Consider the following 14,069-nt stretch of genomic DNA (forward strand, 5'->3'; position numbering starts at 1 on the left):
CGCCCACTGCTTTTGCTCTGTCGAATATCTTTTCTGTTTCATCTCTTTGCCTGTATTGCCGCCCCAATTTTCCATCGAATGACGAGGCGACAACTATCCTGACATGGAGGGCGAAGCAAAAGAAAAGTGAGTTGCCGCCGGGCAACCCCGGCCAGCAAGCCTATGCAAAGGGCAAGAGCGCGCAAGCCGGAGCAAGACCCGGCCTCACATCCGTAGCGGCTGCGCATAGCCAGTCATCTCAAGATACCCCATCCCCACCACCTTGCCGTTGCTGTCGATCAACTCACTCAACCCTTCCCAATAAATAGCCCCTGTGGACTGTCGGCTGTCGAGTTCCTGGTTGTCGATGACGGCGCGCACGGTGTAGAAGTCGGCCGGGGTGCGCACTATCCATTCGACCGGGTAGGTGGTTTGTGTCAGCGGGCTTTTCCAGTGGCGCACCGGCTTGAAGATCACTTCGCCGCGGGTGAAGGTGTAGAGCCCGCCTTTGGCGGAACGGAACGATCCACCGTCCCACAGCGTGCCGCCGTCCTTGCCGCGCAGGCGGAAGGCGGTGAGGGCGCTGCCGTCGGTGAGGTTCATGCCTATCCAGTCCCAGCCGGCGGCATCGGGGTGCAGGATCTCCTCGCTCCATTCGTGGTCCAGCCAGGCTTTGCCGGTGACGGCGAAGGTCTGGCCCTTGAGCTGCACGCTGCCGCGCGTGGCGAGTTGCGGCTGGCTGTAGTAATAGCTGGCCTGCTTTTCTTCAGGGCCTTTGCGCGACAGGCCTTGCTTGCCCTGCAGCAGCACCTCCTGCGTTTCTTCAAAAGCGAGCTTGAGCGCGAAGCCGGTGGACGGCAGGTCGGCGATGTATTTTCCGCCCTCGGCTTTCAGCGACCAGTCGCGCAGCTTGAGGTCCATGTCGCGTTCGCTCGCAACGGCCACGCCAAAGCCGTCGCGTGCGATGCGCTGGTCGTGCCAGAGTTTTTTGCCCTGCACGTCGGTGATGGCGGCGTGGGCAAAGACCAGTTGCTTGGCCGCGAACTTGGAAGTCATGCCCTGCGTGGCATCCACGCGCGAGCGGAAGAAGGTCAGCTGGAAACCGAAAGTGCGCTGGCCTGCTTCAGTGGCCGTGGCCTGGCCCGTGACGTACCACCATTCGGTGCGGAACGCGGGATGGGCGCCGCGGTCGCGCGGAAATACCAGCGCCTTCGCGGGAAGCGCCTGGGCCGGCCCGGCGCCGGCGCCCCATCCGGCCAAGGCGGCGCCGGCCAGCAGCAGGCCGCGCCTGGGCAGCAGGGCGGGCGAGGGGCGCTTGGGTGGCAGCGGCATGGGCTTCTTCAGGCGGCGGGCGCGGGCCGCATGAGTTGGGCGATGTGCGCCTGGGCGGCCGTGCAGTCGCCCATCTTCTCGTCCACCCATTGGGCATTGTGATAAGTCGGGAGGTAGCGCTCGCCCGAATCGCAGAGCAGCGACAGGATGGAGCCCTGCTCGCCGCGTGCCAGCATCTCGTGCGCCAGCGTCAGCATGCCCACCAGGTTGGTGCCGGTGGACGGTCCGACGCGGCGGCCCAGCAGCTGCGAGAGCGCCTGCATGGCGGCCAGCGAATCCACGTCGGCCACCTCCACCATGCGGTCTATCACCGTGCGTATAAAGCTGGCCTCCACGCGCGGCCGGCCTATGCCCTCGATGCGCGAGCCCACGCCGGTCAGGCTGGCGTCGCCGCTGCGGTGGTAGGCGGCAAACACCGAGCCCACCGGGTCAGCCACGCAGAGCCGGCTGTCATGGCGCTGGTAGCGCACGTAGCGGCCAATGGTGGCGCTGGTGCCGCCCGTGCCCGCGCCGACCACGATCCAGCGCGGCACGGGGTGCCGCTCGCGTGCCATCTGGCTGAACATGCTTTCGGCGATGTTGTTGTTGCCGCGCCAGTCGGTGGCGCGCTCGGCATAGGTGAACTGGTCCATGTAGTGGCCGCCGGTTTCCTGCGCCAGCCTGCGGGCCTCGTCATACACCTGTACGGCGCTGTCCACCCAGTGGCAGCGCCCGCCGTAGAACTCGATCTGCGCAATTTTTTCGGGCGAGGTGCTGCGCGGCATCACCGCGATAAAGGGCAGGCCCAGCAAGCGCGCGAAGTAGGCCTCGCTGACCGCGGTGGAGCCGCTGGAGGCTTCCACGATGGTCGATTTTTCGTGGATCAGGCCATTGCACAGCGCATACAAAAACAGCGAGCGCGCCAGCCGGTGCTTGAGGCTGCCGGTCGGGTGCGTCGATTCGTCCTTGAGGTAGAAGTCGATGCCGCGCGCGGCGAACTCCGGCAGTGGCAGGGGGATCAGGTGCGTGTCGGCGCTGCGCTTGTAGTCGGCTTCAATGCGGGCGATGGCGGCGCTGAGCCAGGGGCTGCCGGAGGTTGGGGCTGTCATGCCCCGATTCTCGCAGCAAGCCCAGTTGCCGCCAATGCCGGCGAGGCGGGGCTTCAGTACCGGCTGGACCGCCAGGACGAAGGCTCGCCAAGCAGGGCAGGGATCTCGCTGCGGCCAATGCCCAGATCGCTGAGCTCATGGCTGCTCATGGCCATCAGTTCGTCGCGCTGCAGGCGGGTGGGTGCAGGCCCGTCCGTCGCGCCGCCGCGCGGAGCTTCCCTGAACCATGCGCCACCGAGCCGGCGCACCAGCCTGCGCAGGCCCGTGAGAGGGTGCAGGCCGCCTGCGAGCCTGAAAGCCGGGGTGACGGTTGGAATGGCGGCGGAAGGCATGGGGTACTCCTTGCGGGGTGTGGGGGTGTGAATGAAGCCAGGCGCCCATGGTGCAATTTATTCCGGTATTGTGGAAGTTGAGATTCCTGATGCAAACTATCAGTATTCCTGATGAGGCATGTTATGAGGCACCTTCCATGCGTGAATTGAACCTGGACCAGCTGCGCACCCTGGTCGCCATCACCGACCTGGGCACTTTCTCCGCCGCGGCGCAGGGCCTTCACCTGGCGCAGCCCACCGTCAGCCTGCATGTGAGCGAGCTCGAAAGCCGGCTGGGCACGCCGCTGGTGGTGCGCGGCGGCCGCAAGGTGGAGCCGACACCGGCGGGCGCCGTACTGGTTGAGCGGGCGCGCCGCCTGTTGCGCGATGCCGACGACGCGGTCGATGCGGTGAAGCGCCACGTCGAGGGCCGCACCGGCCGCGTGCGTCTGGGCACCACCACCGGCGTGCTGGTCTACTTTTTGCCGCAGGTGCTGAAAGCCATGGAGCAGGCCCACCCGGACATCGACGTCGAGGTGAGCATCCTGGGCTCGGCCGACACCATGGAGCGGCTGCTGCAGGGCACGCTGGACGTGGGCCTGGTCGCCACGCCGCCGCCCGCACAGCGCGGCATGGTGGTCACGCCCTGGCGCAGCGACCCGATGATGGCCTTTGTGCCCAGGCGATGGAAGGCGCCGAAACACGCCACGCCCGCCTGGCTGGCCGGCAAGCCGCTGATCTTCAACGAAACGCCGACCCACATGTACCGCATGACCATGGCCTGGTTTGCCGACGCGGGTTTCACGCCGCGCGCGCGCATCGAGCTCAACTACTCCGAAGCCATCAAGAGCCTGGTGGCTGCCGGCTACGGCGCGGCGGTGCTGCCCAGGGAGCAATCGCAGGAAGAGCCCACCGTGTTGCACGACGTGCAGTTGCTGCCGCTCAAACCCGCGCTGACCCGCCACACGGCCATGGTGCACCGGCCACCCGATGCGCTGGACGGCGCCACGCGCAACCTGCTCACGATCCTGGCGACCTTCCGTCAGGCGTGAGCGAGCGTCCGGTCTCCGCAGGTCAAGGCGCTGATGCGGCGCGGCGCAATTTTCATGTCTGCTTTGGGCCCAAAGCGGACATGATGAAATATTCCACGATATGTATTCCGGGCTCGTTATGAAAACTCTGTCTCATAGAACCCGTCTTTAAAACACTACGATCTTTGTGATGTTAAGCAAACCCTCCCCTAATCGGAGGGTTTTTTTATGCCCGAAGCGATTCATCCGATGAGGAGTTCGGAGAAGGGCAGAGAATCAAGTCTAATAGCTAACGGCCGCTTTCGGCCAATAGCAGACATGCCCAACTGCGTCACAACAACATGACCACTAATCCTCTCTCGCATTCGCTAGAACTGTTGAATCGTGTAGTTCCTGGTGCAAACCTGCAACCCGATGCGATCCTCGAAGCGGCTGATCGCGCCGGCATCCCCTACAACTTCGTAACCATCACTGCCTGGCCCGACCTCGATGCACGGGACGGTAAGAGTCAGCTATTCGATCTGATCTTCGCGGACAAGGTGCTTCCAACGGGTCAGGTCCTTGTTGTAACTGACGAAAGCTTCATCGATGGGCAGTTAATGCAGTGTCCCGTCGATGAGTTGCGCCTGAGGGTAAACCAGTCGTCCCAGTTCATATTTGATGGGGACGTCATCTTTTTATGGCACGAGATCGCTGCCCTCAGCGTCTTTCACCATGAGGGCGGCTTCGCACACGTCGGCTGGTAAGGCGACGTCGAAACCTTCTTTTACCCAACTGCTCTGAAGCAGGGCGACCGGCAGCTTTGGGCCCATTGCAGCCGTCGGTAAGATGACAGCTTTCGGCCAAAAGCGGACATTCGTCAAATGCACTCGCAAATGAAAGATTTTTTAACCATCGAATTCGAACCTCGGCTCGACGAGGAAATGATATGTGGTGCGTTCGCAACCCAGTTTCCGGAATTCTCCTGGCGTAGAGGGGACAGCGATTCGCAGGGGCCTTATATTTCCGGTACAAACGACGCCTTGGTTCAAATCAAATGTTGGATGGGTGAGCAGCCAATGGACCTGACGGTGAGTTTTAGATGTGCCTGGATTGGTGCCGGCGAAAGGCAAAATAAGAAGAATGACCTGTTGGATCGTCTGCTCGACCTCCTTCCGGTGCTTGGGTGTTCTCCCAAGATTACGGAATGCGATTAGATGGTTTTCGCGGCGGAAATATGATGTATATCGGCCAAAAGCGGACATCACAGGAGTAGCAAAAAATGGACGCACAGCGAACTTCCAGGAACCAAGAAATCCTTGATCAGGTGGAGGGCTTGGGTGGTGCGTACGTTTGGGATGCGGAAATTTTTACAGTCGCGTTCATGAACGGCACAATTGCCGACGATACGGCACTACTGCTCACCCAATTAACTGGGGTCCAGCAAATTGCCTTGACCCCATCTGGCCTTACATTTCCCGTACTGCATGCCATCGCTTCTGTTCCGGGGTTGGAGTCCCTCGTGCTTTTCAACTCAGCGCTTGACGAAAATCAATTGAAATGTCTACGGCTGGTCGTCTCAGAAGTGATTGAGGCCCACCAGTAGGTCCGCTTCGGGCCCAAAGCAGTCATTGCGCGCCGCGAACCTAAGACTATTTAAGCGACCGCTCGTAGACAACCCGGCCATTCGCAAGCACGTGAAGTTGCCACGATTTCGATAAGGACGACTCTGCAACCAACTTGTTAAAGTAGGCCACGAACTCATCACGTCTCGGCCATGAATCGAGGCAGGCTTGATGGGCACATGAGTCGTAAAAATCGCCGTCGAACTGACTGAACATCGGCACCAGATCGGGGAACCCAATAACTTCGGTGTTTTCTCCAATTGGCTTGTGGCAAATAGGACATTCATTCAACGGCGTGCACAAGGCCATATCAATCTCCCTTAGCGTAATGTCTCCTTCTGGCCGATAGCAACCATCCGCTTTATAGCATCAGGCTCAATCGTCATGCTCCACCATGCGGCGCGAGAGTTCAGAGCCGCAGGCCAGGAAGAAGTGGTGCAGCTCTATGGCATAAGCGCTACCTACGGCTTGCTGGATTGACGGGCGCGCCGCGAGGATGGCGCGCCAGGCACGAACTTTGGGTGATTTCTCAAAGAACCCCGTTTCACCGGCGCTCTCCAGCACATCGAAATAGCGGAACACGGGACCGAACACCGCATCGACGATGCTGAAACTGTCGCCTGAAAAATAAGGGCCTTGCGCCGGCAACACAGCCTCCAGTTGTGCAAACTTGCCCGCAAGCTCTGCACGGCGGCTTTCGAGGGCAAGCGCGTCGGGCGCGTTGTAAAAAGCCGCGATGGTATTCAGCACGCTCGAGCCGAATTCCATCCACGCCCGGTGCTGCGCGCGCTTGAGCGCATCGCCGGGGTGCAGTCGCGGCAGCAGCGTGTCGTCCAGGTACTCGCAGATCACGGCGGATTCAAATATCGCATCGCCGTCCACCAGCAGCACCGGCGTCTTGCCCAGCGGCGAGACGGCCTTGAACCAGTCCGGTTTGTTCGCAAGGTCCACGTCGCGGCGCTCAAAGGCCACGCCTTTTTCGGCGAGCACGATGGCCGCGCGCTGGACATAGGGGCACAGCCTGTGGCTGATGAGGGTGAGTTTCATGGTGTTGAATCCTCTCGTAGCGCATCAGCGCGGCACCAGCAGACGGCTGCGGCGCGCGGCCCAGGCGCCGTCGCCGAGCAGCCATTGGGCCAGCGAGGCGACCAGCAGAAAGAGCGGATATTCCCAGCCGCCCTTGGGGCTGGTGAACACCCAGCCGTTGGGCCAGTGCACCCAGACGACCACCGCCAGCACAGGTGCCAGCAACAGCGATGCCTGGCGTCCGTAAAAGCCCAGCAGCAAGGCGGCGCCACCGGCCAGCTCGGCCGCGACCACCGCATAGGCCATGAAGCCGGGCAGGCCGACCGATTCAAAAAACTGCGCCGTGCCGGGCAGCGTGAAGACGAAAATTTTCAGCAGCGCATGGGTGATCCACATGGTGCCCAGGGCGATGCGAAGCAGCGTGGCGCCGTGGCTGGCTGCGAGGGTCTCGGAAGTGTTTGTCGTCATGGTGCGAGTGCCCGGCAAAGGGCATGAAGTTGAAGGAGTCGCTACTTTATGTTTGCAGGAAAACAATGTAAATTGGCGATCATGAAAACATCCATTGCAAAAATGCAAGAGAAGCCGCAAGATAAATCGCAGTACGCGCTCACCGCCTACGACCTGCAAACCCTGCTCGCGCTGGTGCGCGGCGCTACGCTGGCCGAGGCCGCGCGGCGCCTGGGGGCCGACGCATCGACGGTGTTCCGTTCGGTGCAGCGCATTGAAAAAAGCTTGGGCCAGCGCCTCTTTGAAAGGTCGCGCCTGGGCTACCTGCCGACAGAGCCCATGCTGGGCCTGGCGCAGCACGCCGAGCGCATTGAGGCCGAACTCGAGGCCGCGCGGGCCAGCGCCCAGCGGCCGCACGAGGGCGTGGCCGGCCGCGTGCGGCTCACCACCACCGACGCCGTGTTGCGCGGCCTGGTGCTGCCTTCGCTGAAACCCCTGCTGGCGCAGCACCCGCTGCTGCAACTCGACATGCGGACCGGCAACGAGCTGGCCAGCCTGAGCCGGCGCGATGCCGACCTGGCCTTGCGCGCCACGCGCAAGCCGCCCGACCACCTGGTGGGGCGCAAGCTGGGCACCGTGCGTTTTGTGGTGTGCGGTTTGAAGGCGCAGGCCAGGGCGCTGTCATCGGCGAAGAAAGCCGCGGCGCCGGATGCGTTGGGCGGCTTTGACTGGATTGCGCCCGATGAATCCTTGCCGGAGCACCCCTCGGTGCTGTGGCGGCGCAAGCAGTTGCCCAAGGTCGCGCCGCGGCATTACGCGGACGGCATCGTGGGGGTGATGGATGCGATCAAGGCGGGGCTGGGTGTGGGCATCGTGCCCGTCTTCATGCTGGAAGGTGAACCGGCGCTGGTTCCGCTGGGCGGTACGCTGGAGGGCTGCGAGTCAGACCTGTGGCTGCTGGCGCATGCCGAATCGCGCCACCTCAGAAGAATCGCGGTGGTGTATGACCATTTCGCGGCCAGCGTTAGGCTTCAAAACGCCTGACCTGCGGAAGTCCTGAAGACCACTTCGCCGCTGGGGATGTGGACCACGCGGACTTCCTGCCGCGTGGGGTCGGCCACGCTTTTCACGGCGACCGCGACGGCCAGGGAGTAATCGGCGAAGAGATGCCTGGAACTGCTGGGCGGCAACAGGCTGCCGTTGGCCGCGTCGACGTTTTCAATGCGGTAGTCATGTGGCGGTGCTTTGAGGGTTGCCATGGTGAAGACCTCTTGGATTGATTTCTGGGGGTGATGCCTCCATGGTAGAAGCGCGCGGCAGCGCCGTGATGACAATTGCGGGTCAAAAGCGTGTGGATAGGTAAGCAAAAGAAAGCGCCTTGCAGGCAAGGCGCCGGCATTGGAAAAAACTAAGCGCTTCGTTTTTTCGCTTTATTAGTTCTTTCGTTTCCGGGGTGGCGCGGGGCCCGGGAGCAATGAATGCCAAAGCGCGCGAAACCCTTAGCGGCCGAAGGGCATGTGACGTGGTGAGGCAGTTTTTCGCACCTTGAGGCTGCGGTAAAACTCTTCGGCGTAGGGCGCGAAGCCGAACACGGCCGAGGCGGCCAGCAGTACCGTGATGACGGATGCCGGCAGCGGCTCGGATTTCAAGGCCCAGCGCCAGTCGGGCGCCGATCCGGCCGCGCCGAAGATCGCGGTGAACTGCGGCCAGTAGCTGGCCGCCAGCAAGGCGAAAGCCACCAGCGGCAATGCTTTCCAGATAAGCGTGCATGGTCTGCTCAAAGGCGCCGACGAAGCGCTTGCCCGAAGCGTAATGAAGGTCCCAATGGCTGGTCAGTGCGTGAGCAACCAGCAAGCCCGCCAGAAGCAATAACACGGCCGAGTTGATCTCGAGGAAAAGCACGGCCAGCACGCCCAGGCCCACTTGCGCAATCATCAGCAGGTGCAGCAGCGATTCCTTGACGCCCGTGGTGCGTTCCAGGCCGGTGTGCCGGTGGCAGGCCCAGTCCGCCATGCCGGCAAGCAGCCAGGCCGGCATCACGAGGTACAGCAGGATGAAACGGGCGGCGTCCTGCATGGTGAGCGCACAGGGGCAGCGGGACGCTCCAGGCGCTTTAGTGCAGGCCCTGGCCCGGGTTGCGTTCTGACATTTCCAGCTGCTTCATCTCGGCGGCCACCGACTTGAGCATCTCCAGCGCGCCTTCCGGCGTCTGCACAATGCCCAGCCAGCCGAACAGGTGATGGCGGATGAAGAGCAGGATCTTGCCGGTCATCGGGTCGCAGGCCACCCAGTGGCGCGGCGTGTAGCAGGGCTCCAGCGCGCACAGCGGCGGGCAGTCCAGCGGATAGGGCGGATCCAGTTCGGCGCGCATGCCGGCCAGGTCCGTGACCAGCTCTTCCAGTTCCTCGGCTTGCAGCGTGAGCGGCTGCGGCATCTCCAGCGTGACGCTGCCGTCCTCGTTGCGGGTGGCCAGCACGCCGTGGGCCAGGCGTGTGGTCATGCGCGGCGGCAAGGACGTCAACGAAGCTGCGGAGCCCGCGTGGGTGTTGGTGCGGGAAGCGTTATGGGTATTCATAGTGGAGGGGGTGCTGTTGCTCATCGCGTGCTCCCATGCGTGAAGGGATAAAAGAAGGGGGCGTGTGCCAGACTCGGGCTTGGGTCGAATCGTCATGGGAACAGTCTGGGGCGCGGACGGGACGCGCAACGTGGGAAACCGGCCCCGGCCCCTGTAGGACGGCACGGGGGCGTGTACCCAGCCGTTCGCTCCCTGGCTACCAGTCTTCCTTGACCGCCAGCACGGCGTCCTTGCCGGCGGCGGCGCGCCCGGCCAGCCAGGCGGTCAGCGTGCCGGCCGCCACCACGGCCGCGCACAGCAGGCCCAGGCGCAGCCAGGGCGCCATCAGGTCCATGGTCCAGTGAAAGCTCTGCGGGTTCACCACGTAGACCAGCACGGTGGATACCGCCAGGCCCAGGGTGAGGCCGGCCAGCGCGCCTATCAGCGTCCAGGCCGCGCCTTCGCCGGCCACCACGGCCAGGATCTGCCGCCGCGTCAGGCCCAGGTGCGCCAGCAGGCCGAACTCCTTGCGGCGCGCCAGCACCTGCGCGCTGAAGCTGGCCGCCACCCCGAAAAGGCCGATGGCAATGGCCACCGCCTGCAGCCAGTAGGTCACCGCGAAGCTGCGGTCGAAAATCTTCAGCGAGGTCGCGCGCAGTTCGCTGACCGAGGCCAGCTCCAGCAGCGCGCCGGCGCCCGACTGCCGTTCGGCCAGGGCGCGCACGCCCTGCTGCACATTGGCATCACCCGCGCTGCCGTCCAGCCACAGCGCCAGGTCGTTGGCGCGGTGGTCGCCGGTCAGGCGTTCGAAGTCGGCGCGGGCCATCGCAATCGCGCCGAACTGGCGCGCATAGTCGCGCCAGACGCCCGCCACATAAAACGGCGGCGTTGCCGTGCCCGGTGTGGCTTGCAGCGACTGCGAGAGGGGCTGAAAGACGGTGCCCGGGCGCGCGCCATACAGGTCCACCATAGGTTCGCTCACATAGATGCCGACGTGCCCGGGCGGCACCGGCAGCAAGCCGCCCACCAGCGGCAGCGCGGTGGCCGGGTCGTCCAGCGGGCGCGCGATCAAGGTGACGGCCGGTCTGGCCGGGTCCAGCAGCAGCTGCACGGTACGTGCCGCGCCCACACGCGCCACGCCGGGCAGAGTGCCCAGGGCCTGCACGAACTCCGGCGAGAAATACGCCGTGTCGCTGGCCGAGCTGCCCAGGGCCGTGCGCACATAGAGGTCTGCCGGCAGCACCACGTCCAGCCAGCGCGTGACCGATTCGCGAAAGCTCGCCACCATCACCGTCAGCGCCACCGCCAGGCTCAGCGAGGCCACCACGCCGCTCACGGCCACGGCTGCGCTTTCACGCACGCGGCGCGCGCGCTCTACCGCCAGCAGCGGCAAGAGACGGTTGGCAACGTGCGGGCTGAGCCTGTCGTAGAGCAGCGCGATCAGCCAGGGCAGGGCGGTGATGCCGCCCACCAGCAGCAGGCCCACGGCCACATAGGCCGCCAGCGGAATGCCGAACAGCGGCGGCACCAGCGCCAGCAGGCCGCCTGCCACTATCAGCGCGATGCTGAGCCAGTGGCCCTTGCCGCCGCTGGCGCGGGCGCCCAGGCCCTTGAGGGTTTGCGCGGGCGGCAGCTTTTGCGCGGCGCGCGCCGGCCACCAGCCGCCCACGGCCGCAGCCAGCACGCCCAGCGCGCCGTAAGTCAATGCCGCCGCGCCGTTCCACTGCAGGCTGGGCGCGACGCCCGAGAAATAGCCGCCGCCCAGGTCGCCGCCCAGCAGCCGCAGCGCCAGCGCGGCCAGCGCCGTGCCCAGCGCGATGCCCAGCACGCTGCCCACCAGGCCCAGCAGCACCGACTCGGCCAGCACCAGTTGCAGGCGCTCGCGGCCCGTGAGCCCCAGCACGCCCAGCAGCGCGAATTGCTGCGCGCGTTTGGCCACGCTGAGTGACAGCACCGAAAAGACCAGGAAGGCACCGGTGAACAGCGCCACCAGCGCCAGCACCGTGAGGTTCACGCGGTAGGCGCGCGAGAGGTTGCTCACGCGCTCGGCCGCATCGCCCGGCGCGGTGGCCGTGATGCCGGGCGCCAGCTGCAGCGAGGCGATGAAACGCTGCGCATCGGCGCCGGGCTTGAGCCGCACGTCGATGCGCGAGAGCTGGCCGCCCTTGCCGAAGAGGTCTTGCGCGGCGGCGATGTCCATCACCGCCAGCGGCCCGCCGCCCGCGCCCACGCTGCCGGCTACGCTCACCTCGCGCAATTCAAGGCCGATTTGCAGGCGCAGCTTGGGGCCGCTGAACAGCTGGCGCGCGGCTGGGTTCAGGAACACCGTGCCGGGCGCGAACAGCGCAAAACGTTCGGCGCCCGAAGACGGCACCGGCATCAGGGCCGGCGCCATGGCGGCCACGGCCAGCACGTCCACACCGATGATGCGCAGGGGCAGGCGTTCGGCCTTGCCACCTGTGGACTCCGCAACCGCATAGGTGCTGACCTCCAGCACCGGGCTGGCCAGCGCGACCTGCGGGTCGGCCGCCACGCGCTGATATAGGCTCTCGTCAAAGCCGCCCTGCACGGCGCGCAGCTCCAGGTCGGGCTGGCCGTTGACGGCGCGCACGGCTTGCGAAAACTCGCTGAGCGCCGAGGCATTGATCAACTGCACCGAAAACGCCAGCGCCACGCCCAGCATCACGGCCGCCGCAGCGGCGGCATTGCGCCACGGGTGGTGCTGCAGCTCGCGCCAGGAAAAAGTGGAAAGCAGGGCGAGCATGGGTGGTGGTTCCGTCTCAGCCGCGCGCTTGCGGCCGTGTGCCTTGCGCCCATTGGCGCAGCGCCGCGTGCAGGTTTTGCAGCACGGGTTCCCACTCGCGGTAGCGGCGCTGGCGGAACAATCGCGTGCGCGGGTACCAGGGGCTGTCCTCGCGCTCCAGCAGCCAGGCCCAGTGCGGGTTCACGTCCAGCGGCACCCAGCAGGGCACGCCCAGCGCGCCGGCCAGGTGGGCGGTGGAGGTGCAGACGCTGACGACCAGGTCCAGCTGCGTGATGAAGGCGGCCGAGTCGTTGAAGTCTTCCATCTCCGGTGTCAGGTCAGTCAGCTGGAGGCCGGCCGCGCGGGCCAGTGCCACATCGTCGGCCGCGCCGAACTGCAGGCTGTAGAAGCTTACGTCGGGCACGTCGGCGAAGCGGGTGTACGCGTCGATACCCACGGCGCGCAGCGGGTTGCGCTGGTGCGTGAGGCTGCCGCTCCAGGCCAGGCCCACGCGCAGCTTGCGGTCGCCGGCCAGGCGGGTTTTCCAATGCGCCACGCGGCTGGGCTCGGGCCGCAGGTAAGGCATGGGCACGGCCATGTCGTCCGCGCCCAGGCCCAGGTGCAAAGGCAACGAGAGCAGCGGGCATTGAAGGTCAAAGGGCGGCAAAGGCAATTGGTCATCGAGGACGGGCCCGTCCAGCACATCCTTGAAGCTGTGCTCCAGCAGTGCCAGCGCGGGCTTGAAGGCGCACAGCAACAGGCGTGCGCCTTGTGCATGCACGGCGTCGGCCAGCCGCGGCAGGTAGCGCGCGAACTGCAGGATGTCGCCAATGCCTTGCTCGCCCCACACCAGCAGCGTCTTGCCTTGCAGCGATTGGCCCTGCCAGCGCGGCTGCGCCAGCAGCGAGGGCAGGCGGCGCAGCTCGGGCGAGCCGCTCCAGCGCGCCTCATGCAGCGGCCAGCCTTCGACGAAATCGCCGAGCAGCAGCCTGTGCATGGCAAGGTTCCAGCGCGCGCCCGGGTAGCCGGGGTCAAGCGCCAGCGCATGCCTGAAGCAGGCTTCGGCCTCGTCCCAGCGCTGGGATTCCTTGAGCAGCAGGCCCAGGTTGTTGTGCGCGATGGCGTAGCCGGGCGCCAGCGCGCAGGCCTGGCGCAACTGCGCTTCGGCGCCCTCCAGGTCGAAGCGCGTGCGCAGCAGCGCGGCGAGGTTCACGCGCGCCAGGGCGTTGCCGGGATGGTCCGCGACCTCCTGCTCAAAGAGGGCCAGGGCCTCGTCCTGCCGGCCGGTGTGCATCAGCGCGGCCGCGTAGTTGTTGCGCAGCAAGGGGAACTGCGGCGCGTGCGCCAGCAGCGGCTCGTAGATGGCCGCCGCCTCGGCGTGCCGATCCAGCTGCTGCAGGGTGGAGGCGCGGTGCAGGCTGACAGCCACGTCACCCGGCTGGCGTTCGGCCAGCAGCTCGATCACCGGCAGGGACTCCGCGTGGCGGCCGGTGTCATACAGCAGCGCATGCCATTCCAGCAATCCATCGACGGCTTGCGGCAGCAGTTCATGCGCGCGGCGATAAGCCTCAGCGGCCTCCGCGAGCCGGCCGGTCGCGCGCTCCAGCCGGGCCAGCTCTATCCAGGCCGGGAAAAATTGCGGGTTGAGTTTGAGCGCGTAGTCGACTTCGCCGCGGCTTTGCGCAAACTGCCCACCCATGCGCGCCAGCAAGGCCGAGAACACCCGCACCAGTAGGTCATCCGGGCGCTGCCGCAGCACGCCTTGCAGCGCGGCCTGCGCGTCTTCAAGCCGTGATTGGTCGAGGAGACTTTGCACCGCCGCCAGGTCTTCGGGGATGTGGCTGGGCGTGATGTCCAGGGGCGGCGCGGGAATGTCTGGCATGGCAATCCTGACTATAACTGGGCGCACCTGATTCGCCGCCCTCGGCTATCATCAATCGCAGCTGCCGGCCCC

16 protein-coding genes are annotated in these 14,069 nt (G+C 65.3%); 5 read left to right on the forward strand and 11 right to left on the reverse strand.

The genetic code is table 11. The features are described from left to right. Window positions 1–204: 204 nt before the first annotated feature. The 3 genes from ACLV74_RS22620 to ACLV74_RS22630 are packed head-to-tail and all read right to left on the reverse strand — an operon-like array spanning window position 205 to window position 2,731. Entirely contained in the window at window positions 205–1,311 is a 1,107-nt protein-coding gene (locus tag ACLV74_RS22620; protein ID WP_411881675.1) for a lipocalin-like domain-containing protein, read from the reverse strand. 8 nt (window positions 1,312–1,319) lie between these two features. Further along, window positions 1,320–2,399, reverse strand: coding sequence for a PLP-dependent cysteine synthase family protein (locus ACLV74_RS22625; RefSeq protein WP_411881676.1), 1,080 nt, complete (start codon window positions 2,397–2,399; stop codon window positions 1,320–1,322). A 53-nt stretch (window positions 2,400–2,452) separates the two neighbouring features. Further along, window positions 2,453–2,731, reverse strand: coding sequence for a DUF1127 domain-containing protein (locus ACLV74_RS22630; protein ID WP_411881677.1), 279 nt, complete (start codon window positions 2,729–2,731; stop codon window positions 2,453–2,455). 137 nt (window positions 2,732–2,868) lie between these two features. Here ACLV74_RS22630 and ACLV74_RS22635 point away from each other — a divergent pair, with 137 nt between their 5' ends. The 4 genes from ACLV74_RS22635 (at window position 2,869) to ACLV74_RS22650 (ending at window position 5,326) form a co-directional block, all read left to right on the forward strand. Further along, window positions 2,869–3,762, forward strand: a complete 894-nt coding sequence (locus tag ACLV74_RS22635; RefSeq protein ID WP_411881678.1) for a LysR family transcriptional regulator — start codon at window positions 2,869–2,871, stop codon at window positions 3,760–3,762. Between the two features lie 320 nt (window positions 3,763–4,082). Further along, window positions 4,083–4,487 carry a hypothetical protein gene (locus tag ACLV74_RS22640; RefSeq protein ID WP_411881679.1) on the forward strand — a complete coding sequence of 135 codons (405 nt, stop codon included), beginning with the start codon at window positions 4,083–4,085 and terminating at the stop codon, window positions 4,485–4,487. Window positions 4,488–4,616: 129 nt separating this feature from the next. Then, entirely contained in the window at window positions 4,617–4,937 is a 321-nt protein-coding gene (locus ACLV74_RS22645; protein WP_411881680.1) for a hypothetical protein, read from the forward strand. 65 nt (window positions 4,938–5,002) lie between these two features. Beyond that, window positions 5,003–5,326, forward strand: coding sequence for a hypothetical protein (locus tag ACLV74_RS22650; protein ID WP_411881681.1), 324 nt, complete (start codon window positions 5,003–5,005; stop codon window positions 5,324–5,326). Window positions 5,327–5,372: 46 nt separating this feature from the next. Here ACLV74_RS22650 and ACLV74_RS22655 read toward each other — a convergent pair whose 3' ends face one another. The 3 genes from ACLV74_RS22655 to ACLV74_RS22665 form a co-directional block, all read right to left on the reverse strand. Then, complete coding sequence (locus ACLV74_RS22655) at window positions 5,373–5,654, reverse strand: hypothetical protein (RefSeq protein ID WP_411881682.1); 282 nt, start codon at window positions 5,652–5,654, stop codon at window positions 5,373–5,375. A 66-nt stretch (window positions 5,655–5,720) separates the two neighbouring features. Then, window positions 5,721–6,392: a glutathione S-transferase family protein gene (locus tag ACLV74_RS22660; RefSeq protein WP_411881683.1), complete on the reverse strand. Its 672-nt coding sequence runs from the start codon at window positions 6,390–6,392 to the stop codon at window positions 5,721–5,723. 24 nt (window positions 6,393–6,416) lie between these two features. Beyond that, the gene (locus tag ACLV74_RS22665; RefSeq protein WP_411881684.1) at window positions 6,417–6,839 is read right to left on the reverse strand and encodes a DoxX family protein; all 423 of its coding nucleotides are present in this window, start codon (window positions 6,837–6,839) and stop codon (window positions 6,417–6,419) included. An 81-nt stretch (window positions 6,840–6,920) separates the two neighbouring features. On the opposite strand from ACLV74_RS22665, the gene ACLV74_RS22670 reads away from it, so the two are divergent. Next, window positions 6,921–7,862 (forward strand): LysR family transcriptional regulator, encoded by a 942-nt coding sequence (locus ACLV74_RS22670; protein ID WP_411881685.1) that lies wholly within the window; start codon window positions 6,921–6,923, stop codon window positions 7,860–7,862. Here ACLV74_RS22670 and ACLV74_RS22675 read toward each other — a convergent pair. From ACLV74_RS22675 to ACLV74_RS22695, 5 genes are all read right to left on the reverse strand, one after another. Further along, on the reverse strand, window positions 7,850–8,077 hold the full coding sequence (locus tag ACLV74_RS22675) for a hypothetical protein (RefSeq protein WP_411881686.1): 228 nt from the start codon (window positions 8,075–8,077) through the stop codon (window positions 7,850–7,852). The genes ACLV74_RS22670 and ACLV74_RS22675 overlap by 13 nt on opposite strands. Window positions 8,078–8,159: 82 nt before the next feature. After that, the gene (locus ACLV74_RS22680) at window positions 8,160–8,894 is read right to left on the reverse strand and encodes a hypothetical protein (protein WP_411881687.1); all 735 of its coding nucleotides are present in this window, start codon (window positions 8,892–8,894) and stop codon (window positions 8,160–8,162) included. 37 nt (window positions 8,895–8,931) lie between these two features. Beyond that, window positions 8,932–9,393: a hypothetical protein gene (locus tag ACLV74_RS22685; protein WP_411881688.1), complete on the reverse strand. Its 462-nt coding sequence runs from the start codon at window positions 9,391–9,393 to the stop codon at window positions 8,932–8,934. A gap of 196 nt (window positions 9,394–9,589) precedes the next feature. Next, window positions 9,590–12,136: an FtsX-like permease family protein gene (locus ACLV74_RS22690; RefSeq protein ID WP_411881689.1), complete on the reverse strand. Its 2,547-nt coding sequence runs from the start codon at window positions 12,134–12,136 to the stop codon at window positions 9,590–9,592. 16 nt (window positions 12,137–12,152) lie between these two features. After that, window positions 12,153–13,997, reverse strand: coding sequence for a tetratricopeptide repeat protein (locus ACLV74_RS22695; RefSeq protein WP_411881690.1), 1,845 nt, complete (start codon window positions 13,995–13,997; stop codon window positions 12,153–12,155). Window positions 13,998–14,069 lie beyond the last annotated feature (72 nt).

It is taken from the genome of Polaromonas sp. YR568, from assembly GCF_943369415.1.
Lineage (GTDB): Bacteria > Pseudomonadota > Gammaproteobacteria > Burkholderiales > Burkholderiaceae_C > Polaromonas.

Bases quoted from the DNA above. Each gene is read 5' to 3' on its own strand.
- ACLV74_RS22695 (WP_411881690.1), bottom strand. From the start codon at position 13,997: ATGCCAGACATTCCCGCGCCGCCCCTGGACATCACGCCCAGCCACATC.
- ACLV74_RS22675 (WP_411881686.1), bottom strand. From the start codon at position 8,077: ATGGCAACCCTCAAAGCACCGCCACATGACTACCGCATTGAAAACGTC.
- ACLV74_RS22620 (WP_411881675.1), bottom strand. From the start codon at position 1,311: ATGCCGCTGCCACCCAAGCGCCCCTCGCCCGCCCTGCTGCCCAGGCGC.
- ACLV74_RS22670 (WP_411881685.1), top strand. From the start codon at position 6,921: ATGAAAACATCCATTGCAAAAATGCAAGAGAAGCCGCAAGATAAATCG.
- ACLV74_RS22660 (WP_411881683.1), bottom strand. From the start codon at position 6,392: ATGAAACTCACCCTCATCAGCCACAGGCTGTGCCCCTATGTCCAGCGC.
- ACLV74_RS22690 (WP_411881689.1), bottom strand. From the start codon at position 12,136: ATGCTCGCCCTGCTTTCCACTTTTTCCTGGCGCGAGCTGCAGCACCAC.
- ACLV74_RS22680 (WP_411881687.1), bottom strand. From the start codon at position 8,894: ATGCAGGACGCCGCCCGTTTCATCCTGCTGTACCTCGTGATGCCGGCC.
- ACLV74_RS22685 (WP_411881688.1), bottom strand. From the start codon at position 9,393: ATGAATACCCATAACGCTTCCCGCACCAACACCCACGCGGGCTCCGCA.
- ACLV74_RS22635 (WP_411881678.1), top strand. From the start codon at position 2,869: ATGCGTGAATTGAACCTGGACCAGCTGCGCACCCTGGTCGCCATCACC.
- ACLV74_RS22645 (WP_411881680.1), top strand. From the start codon at position 4,617: ATGAAAGATTTTTTAACCATCGAATTCGAACCTCGGCTCGACGAGGAA.
- ACLV74_RS22630 (WP_411881677.1), bottom strand. From the start codon at position 2,731: ATGCCTTCCGCCGCCATTCCAACCGTCACCCCGGCTTTCAGGCTCGCA.
- ACLV74_RS22625 (WP_411881676.1), bottom strand. From the start codon at position 2,399: ATGACAGCCCCAACCTCCGGCAGCCCCTGGCTCAGCGCCGCCATCGCC.
- ACLV74_RS22665 (WP_411881684.1), bottom strand. From the start codon at position 6,839: ATGACGACAAACACTTCCGAGACCCTCGCAGCCAGCCACGGCGCCACG.
- ACLV74_RS22655 (WP_411881682.1), bottom strand. From the start codon at position 5,654: ATGGCCTTGTGCACGCCGTTGAATGAATGTCCTATTTGCCACAAGCCA.
- ACLV74_RS22640 (WP_411881679.1), top strand. From the start codon at position 4,083: ATGACCACTAATCCTCTCTCGCATTCGCTAGAACTGTTGAATCGTGTA.
- ACLV74_RS22650 (WP_411881681.1), top strand. From the start codon at position 5,003: ATGGACGCACAGCGAACTTCCAGGAACCAAGAAATCCTTGATCAGGTG.